7 protein-coding genes and 1 other RNA gene are annotated in these 6,540 nt (G+C 31.7%); 2 read left to right on the top strand and 6 right to left on the bottom strand.

Translation table 11 applies throughout. From position 1 onward, the window contains the following. Positions 1-104: 104 nt before the first annotated feature. Positions 105-683: a TMEM175 family protein gene (locus tag AC1RPK_RS05165; protein WP_409022266.1), complete on the bottom strand. Its 579-nt coding sequence runs from the start codon at positions 681-683 to the stop codon at positions 105-107. Positions 684-932: 249 nt separating this feature from the next. Between AC1RPK_RS05165 and AC1RPK_RS05160 the strand changes: the two genes are divergently transcribed. After that, a complete protein-coding gene (locus AC1RPK_RS05160) occupies positions 933-1,229 on the top strand; it encodes a bacteriocin immunity protein (RefSeq protein ID WP_481761412.1) in 297 nt (98 codons plus the stop codon). 332 nt (positions 1,230-1,561) lie between these two features. Here AC1RPK_RS05160 and ssrA read toward each other — a convergent pair. Then, positions 1,562-1,932: a transfer-messenger RNA gene (gene ssrA, locus AC1RPK_RS05155) on the bottom strand. A gap of 124 nt (positions 1,933-2,056) precedes the next feature. Between ssrA and AC1RPK_RS05150 the strand changes: the two genes are divergently transcribed. Next, positions 2,057-2,686: an NAD(P)-dependent oxidoreductase gene (locus AC1RPK_RS05150; protein ID WP_481761413.1), complete on the top strand. Its 630-nt coding sequence runs from the start codon at positions 2,057-2,059 to the stop codon at positions 2,684-2,686. A gap of 97 nt (positions 2,687-2,783) precedes the next feature. Here the strand turns inward: AC1RPK_RS05150 and AC1RPK_RS05145 are convergent, their stop codons facing one another. The 4 genes from AC1RPK_RS05145 to AC1RPK_RS05130 form a co-directional block, all read right to left on the bottom strand. Then, a complete protein-coding gene (locus AC1RPK_RS05145; protein WP_409022263.1) occupies positions 2,784-3,590 on the bottom strand; it encodes a Cof-type HAD-IIB family hydrolase in 807 nt (268 codons plus the stop codon). Between the two features lie 101 nt (positions 3,591-3,691). Then, the gene (locus AC1RPK_RS05140; protein ID WP_481761414.1) at positions 3,692-4,498 is read right to left on the bottom strand and encodes a Cof-type HAD-IIB family hydrolase; all 807 of its coding nucleotides are present in this window, start codon (positions 4,496-4,498) and stop codon (positions 3,692-3,694) included. A 33-nt stretch (positions 4,499-4,531) separates the two neighbouring features. Then, positions 4,532-4,810: a hypothetical protein gene (locus tag AC1RPK_RS05135; RefSeq protein WP_409022261.1), complete on the bottom strand. Its 279-nt coding sequence runs from the start codon at positions 4,808-4,810 to the stop codon at positions 4,532-4,534. Positions 4,811-4,933: 123 nt separating this feature from the next. Continuing rightward, complete coding sequence (locus AC1RPK_RS05130) at positions 4,934-6,316, bottom strand: L,D-transpeptidase family protein (RefSeq protein ID WP_481761415.1); 1,383 nt, start codon at positions 6,314-6,316, stop codon at positions 4,934-4,936. Between the last annotated feature and the right edge of the window lie 224 nt (positions 6,317-6,540).

The raw sequence follows: 6,540 nt of genomic DNA, 5'->3' as shown, positions 1-6,540 counted from the left end.
GGACATACAAAAATCCCTCCATGATTATCGGATGAAATTATATTATTTCATCTGACAACCATAAAGGGATTATTACACAAGAAATTTCTTGTTGGAACTTTTTTTCATTTGTCTTTATAGAAATTTTCAATTAATCGATTAGGTATAAACCAAATTGATGGTACAATCAGACAAAAAATTAACACCAACTCTGGTTTAATAAATACTGACATCAATCCAATAAGTGAAAAAGATAACGACACCCATGTTTTATTGTCATTTTTAATTGCTTTTGCTAAATTTGATTCAGGCCCATTTGCTCGAAGTAATTCATTAGTTAATACTACATACATAATATTAAATAATAGAAAGACAAGGCCATATAAAAAGGCAGGCGCAAATTTATTATAATGTTCACCAACCCAGCTTGTTGCAAATGGCATGAATGACATTACAAACATAAATCCAGTATTAACAATCAACACCCGCCCATTGATTTTATCCGCCAATTGAAACATGTGATGATGATTATTCCAGGTGACACCAATTAAAAAGAAACTTAATACGTAAGCTAAAAAAGTACTTTGAAGCGGTATTAAATCTGAAAATGTGTCTCCCTCTGGTGCTTTTAACTCTAAAACCATGATTGTCATAATAATAGCAACTACAGCATCTGTGAACGCTTCAACTCTACCTTTTGACATACGAACCCCCTAAATTTTTATAAATTTAGTATTACAAAGATTAGTCATTAAATCAACTAAAAATAATTCCACTTTTTAAAGATAAAATATACTTCCAACAAATATGGCAGGCATAAACTGGTAGGTTAATTTATATTTTAATGATCAACTGGGACCATATTTATCATTTATTATGTTAACTATTTCTCTTTAATTTATATATTTTAATATATTATTAGTTAATACAAATAAATTAAGGAGTTCTAGTCTATGAATAAATTAAAATGGTTTTCCGGCGGAGATGATCGTGGAAAACAGGCCGAACAAATTATTACCGATTTATTAACTGATTTAAGTACAAATAATGGTAATAATACACTTAAAATTACGTTACAAGCTTATCTCGAAGAACTAAAACAAAAACGTTCTTCTGTTCCATTCATTTTAAGTCGCATGAACTTAGATCTTTCTAAAGCCATCAGGAATGATGAACAACCTTTATCTGACAATCAATCTAAAAAATTAAAAGAGTTAACCTCTATCTCCAATATTAGATATGGTTACTAACTATATTCTTTCTTGGTTTATACCTTTATTTTAATATAAAGTTCGTAAAAAACGACTACTTACAAAAATAATCCTTTGTAAATGGTCATTTTTTGTGTCCGTAATTTCTAACAAATTAATTTATTTTTTCATAATAGACCTCTAATTTTATGGCAAAATAAAAAAGATAACTCGTCGAATCAAGTCATCTTTTCATCTGTTATGTTGAATAGGATTGTCAAAAATCACCTTAAAAACACCTTAATTTGCATTCAAACTCATTCAATCTTATTCAAACTTTTAAAATGCAAAAGTGATATTTTATAAGGCTTTTCAACCTTATTCAAACTGTAAAATGGAGATGGCGGGAGTCGAACCCGCGTCCAAGCATATTGCCACTCAAACATCTACGTTCATAGTTATACTATTTAAAATTCGCCAACCGTAGCGCCGTATAACAGGGCTAACACGTCTGACTAACCTGATTAGTCTCTTTTAACTTCTCCAGGTGGAAGAAGTTAACGTAAGTCCACTTAATTTAGGACCCAGATCTAGCACATGGACGATACTAGGAGGATCTACGTTAGAGCGCTATTAAGCAGCTAAAGCGTAAGTATTACTATTATTTTTTGCAGTTATAATTTAACTGAGCGTTTTAACGAAGACGCAAACTTCGAAACGCAATCCAAGCTCAACCTATACCTGTCGAATCCTGAACATCCCCATAACAACTATAAACATACCATATTTATCAGTTAAAATAAAGATGTAACCTGACGACTTATTCTTTGACAAAAAAATGTCATTCAACTATTGTGAAGACAGTTACTTAGAAAGGGAGTTATAAAATGAAAATTGGAATTATTGGTGCAACTGGTAAACAAGGACAATCTACATTAAAAGAGGCAGTTTCTCGTCATTTAGATGTTACTGCTATTATTAGAAATAAAAGCAAATTAACAGAAGATGTTCCTTTTATAGAAAAAGATCTTTTCAAGTTAACAACTGCTGATTTAGAATTATTTGATGTTATTGTAGATGCTTTTAACGCTCCATTTGGTCAAGAAAATCTTCATCAAACATCATTAAAACATTTAACGGATATCTTAGCTGATACTAAGGTTAAGCTCGTTATTGTTGGTGGCGCAAGTAGTCTTTTCGTTGATTCTGAAAAAACACTGTTACTTGGTGATACACCTGACTTCCCTGAAGGTGCTAAAGCAACAGCCAAAAATATGCGTGATGCTTTAGTCACACTCCGTACCGTTTCAAATGTAGATTGGGTCTATATTTCACCAGCTGCATTTTTCAATCCTAGTGGCGAAAAAACAGGCCACTATCAAATTGCCGGTGACGTTTTAACAATGAATTCACAAGGTAATAGTGAAATTAGCTATGCCGACTTCTCTATCGCATTGGTTGATGAAATTGAATCTAATTCACATCATCAAGAACGTTTTAGCGTTGTTTCTAAATAAATTTAATTATCTGCCACTTTCACAAGAAAGTGGTTTTTTTTGTAAAAAAATAAGTGATAATCATCACTTATTTTTACGTCATTATCTAAATTATATTTTAATATTTACCTGCTAAAACGTCATCAATTAAATCTAAGACGCTATCATCTTGATTTGAACCGATACGATGATTTGCCATTTTAGCTGCCATATTTGAAGACTTTTCCATTGCAAAACTTAATGGTGTGTATGCCAACATCTCAGCATCATTATCATTATCTCCAACGGTTACTACTTCATCATCTTTTACATCCCATAATTCTTGCAAAGCATTTAACCCATTTTGTTTTGTTGCCTCTTTAACATTGATATCAATAAATCCAAAACCAGAAACTTTTGCAACTAATGATTCATCAACATTTTCTTTTAATTTAACCGCAAATGTTTTATATTCGTCAATGGGGCCATTAATCGTAACTTTAGAAATAGTTTTTTCAACCTTACTTAAATTAGGGACCTTAATAATGTCTGGATAGTACGTATTAGCCATTTCTACAAAGTTATCAGACTCACTTGCATCAATATACCCACTCTCATCTGTTGATGCTAAGATTCCATAATTTGGCGATACCTTTTGGATATATAAAACTGTTTTTTCAAATACGGCTGGATCAATATTAAATGATCTGATATGGGTGTTGCCATCATAAATAACCGCACCGTTATCTGAAACGTAACCTATTTCACCAGAGATACGTTTAAAAATATCTTTAATTTTCATAACTTGATTTCCACTTGCTACCACGAAATGAATCCCTTTATTTTTTAGTTCAACTAATTGGTGACTAAATCTAACTTCATCAAACGTTTTATTATCTCTTAAAAATGTACCATCTAAATCCACTGCAATTATCTTGACTGTCAAAATTACATTCCTCCGATTATGCTTTAATAACTCTATTATACTGCATAAGTAAACGGATACAAAGAACTAAAAAGAAACGCCCCTTGGAAAAGAACGTTTCTTTACAATTTATGATTTAAAATATCATCAATGCTATCCAAAACACTATCATTTTGATTCAACCCAATGATGTGTTTTGCTGTTTTTTTAGCTAACTTTGATCCGCTAGCCATAGAAAAACTATTCGGCGTGAACGCCAACATTTCTTGATCATTATCATTATCCCCAAATGTCGCAACTTCTTCATCCAAGATTTGCCAACGATTTTGTAGTAAATTTATGCCGTTTTTCTTTGTCGCGTTCACTAAATTAATATCAATATAACCAAATCCAGACGCTTTTGCTTGAAGTTTATTATTCATTTCAGTATTTAATTGTAATGATATTCTTTCATATAACGACACGGGAAAATGACCCGTCAGCATAGAAATTCCTTGATTAAGTGATACCAAATTATCGACTCCGGTTACTTTCGGATAATAATCATTTACATCTTGAATAAATGTATCAGATTCCCGTTTATCATAGAAACCTCCTTGATTATTAACCGCTAATAGTCCTATTTCAGTGAATGTTTCCTTCAAATACTGAATCGTTTCTTGATAGAGACTATTTTCAAAAATGTATTCTTTCAATAACTCTTTTGCATCTTGAATGACTGCTCCATTTTCAGCAACGTAACCAATTTTATCTTTAATTTCTTTAAAATATTGTTCAATGGCTAAGGTTGGATTCCCACTTGCTACCACAAAATGTATTCCCTGTTGTTGCATCCTTTCAAATTGATGCGAAAATCTTTCTTTATCGTATGATTTATCATCCCTTAAAAATGTACCATCTAAATCTACTGCAATTAATTTAATCGTCATCCCTGCCACCTCTAACGTTATTATACATGATTTCTATACATAACTATATTCTTCAAATGGCGTATCAAACCAGTCATAACGCATTATAATTTGCATGACTCGATTCACAGGAATCCACAATCCCGACCGTAAAATATCTTTCATTGTCTCTAGAAATATCTTGTCATTTTTTGTACTATTTGGTTGTTTAATTTTTATAATTTCTGAATTTTCAGTTTTTACAGTAATAATATGATTGTTCAACGCAATGACTTGTGCAGAAACGATATTATCACTTATTAATTTATTATCTTTGTTTTTATCTATTTTCATTTTGTTAAACTTCCTTTCTGGTATAGGTTCATACTACCTTGGCTTTATGACTTATCTATGAAGTTATTAATAATAAATCATTAAAAAAAGCTTAACCAGTTTAAGAACTGATTAAGCCTTAAATTAATAAACAACAACAGGTTCGTTTTGTGAAACGTTCGCAAATAAAGTTGCCATTGCGGCTGGTTTTGTATTAACACAACCACCAGAACCATCTTTAAGATAAGCTGTTTTAGACCAATTTGTTCTCCAACTAGCGTCATGGAAACCAATTCCACTATTTGTGAATTGAGCCCAGTAACTAACTTTGACAGAATAATTAGCTTTACCAACTTCACTACCTTTAAGTATTGATGGCGTTTGTTTGTACATAATATACCAAACACCCTTAGTTGTATCTTCACCAGTACTATGTTTACCAGTTGCAACATCAGTTGTTAAAACAACCTTGCCATTTTTATGGATCCAAACTTTCTGCTGCGCAATTGACACTTCAGCATACGTATCTCCAAGTCCATCATTTGCAGTCGTTGTGTAACCAGTTCCATAAGTATTATAGCCAACACCATATTTATCATTGGTTGCGTCAATAGCTGCAGTACCATCTTCTAACGCTGTCAAAACATGTGTCACTGAGTCATTCATTCCAAGGGCCCAACCATATGATTGTCCACTAACTGGAACAGTACTTCCTGTAGCCGTTTTAAAATTATACTTTTTATTCAATGTTGCTTGTTTCTTATTAATTTCATCTACTTTTGCAGAAATACCACTCGTATCAACAACATATTTACCATCTTCAACAGTTGCTTGCTTAAGAATATCTGCACCCTTCAACGTATACTTCGTTGATTGAACGGTATAAACAGTCTGTCTAGCAGCTAGTGTATCCAATTTTTCAGTATCAGCTTTAACTGTTTTACTGTCAGCAGATAAAGGTTGGAGTTCAGTATCCTTCAACTTCGTAATGCTACTATAGCCAGCCTTATCATAGGCAGCTAAAATTTGCTTAACATTATATTGATTCCCTTTTTTCCCAGGTGTTACTGATACTTTTCCATTTTTTAAAATGGGACTTGCATCAACAGCCACTGTTCTTGTTTTATTTAACTTTGTTAGTTGGGTTTTTAATTGTGCTTTTAATTGATCCTTAACTGTTGTATTCAACTTTTGTGGAACAATCGCATAATTTTTCTTAACATTTGAAGGAAGAATGGTACGTTGCTTCTTCAACAATGCTTTAATCGCTGGCTTATCTTCATCAGTAAAACCAGTTGTTGTATCTTTTGCATCGACTATTTTTGTTTTACCTACATAAATAACATTTTTTGACGTTTCATTTTTTAACTTACTAATAACTTTATCAACACTTAATCCACTGACATCTGTATCATTAATTGTGATGCCTTTATTAAAATGCATACTTTGATTGAAACTTGCTCCACCAAGAATTCCCAAAACTAAAATACTTCCGATACTAATACCAATCTTTAACGATTTTTTCATAGTTTTTCACCTCATATTATGAATTCATAGTGCGCTATTCCCAATAAAAATATCATACCGCACTATGAATGTCGAATCAATTTTGTTGTTTTCTAAATTATACTCTTTATAACTTTTAAAATCTTTTAAATAATATTTGACAATAATATCAGATTTATCTATACTACATTTATCAACTAACTCAGAGAGGAAATCAAGCCTATGACTTATTCACAAGTAAAACT

The sequence above is a fragment of the Dellaglioa sp. CoH-55-MRSF-6 genome (genome assembly GCF_056782215.1).
This window is presented reverse-complemented; position numbering and strand designations above follow the sequence as displayed.

Excerpts from the sequence above, each read along its gene's own strand:
- AC1RPK_RS05160 (WP_481761412.1), top strand. The coding sequence starts at position 933 with ATGAATAAATTAAAATGGTTTTCCGGCGGAGATGATCGTGGAAAACAG.
- AC1RPK_RS05165 (WP_409022266.1), bottom strand. The coding sequence starts at position 683 with ATGTCAAAAGGTAGAGTTGAAGCGTTCACAGATGCTGTAGTTGCTATT.
- AC1RPK_RS05135 (WP_409022261.1), bottom strand. The coding sequence starts at position 4,810 with ATGAAAATAGATAAAAACAAAGATAATAAATTAATAAGTGATAATATC.
- AC1RPK_RS05130 (WP_481761415.1), bottom strand. The coding sequence starts at position 6,316 with ATGAAAAAATCGTTAAAGATTGGTATTAGTATCGGAAGTATTTTAGTT.
- AC1RPK_RS05150 (WP_481761413.1), top strand. The coding sequence starts at position 2,057 with ATGAAAATTGGAATTATTGGTGCAACTGGTAAACAAGGACAATCTACA.
- AC1RPK_RS05140 (WP_481761414.1), bottom strand. The coding sequence starts at position 4,498 with ATGACGATTAAATTAATTGCAGTAGATTTAGATGGTACATTTTTAAGG.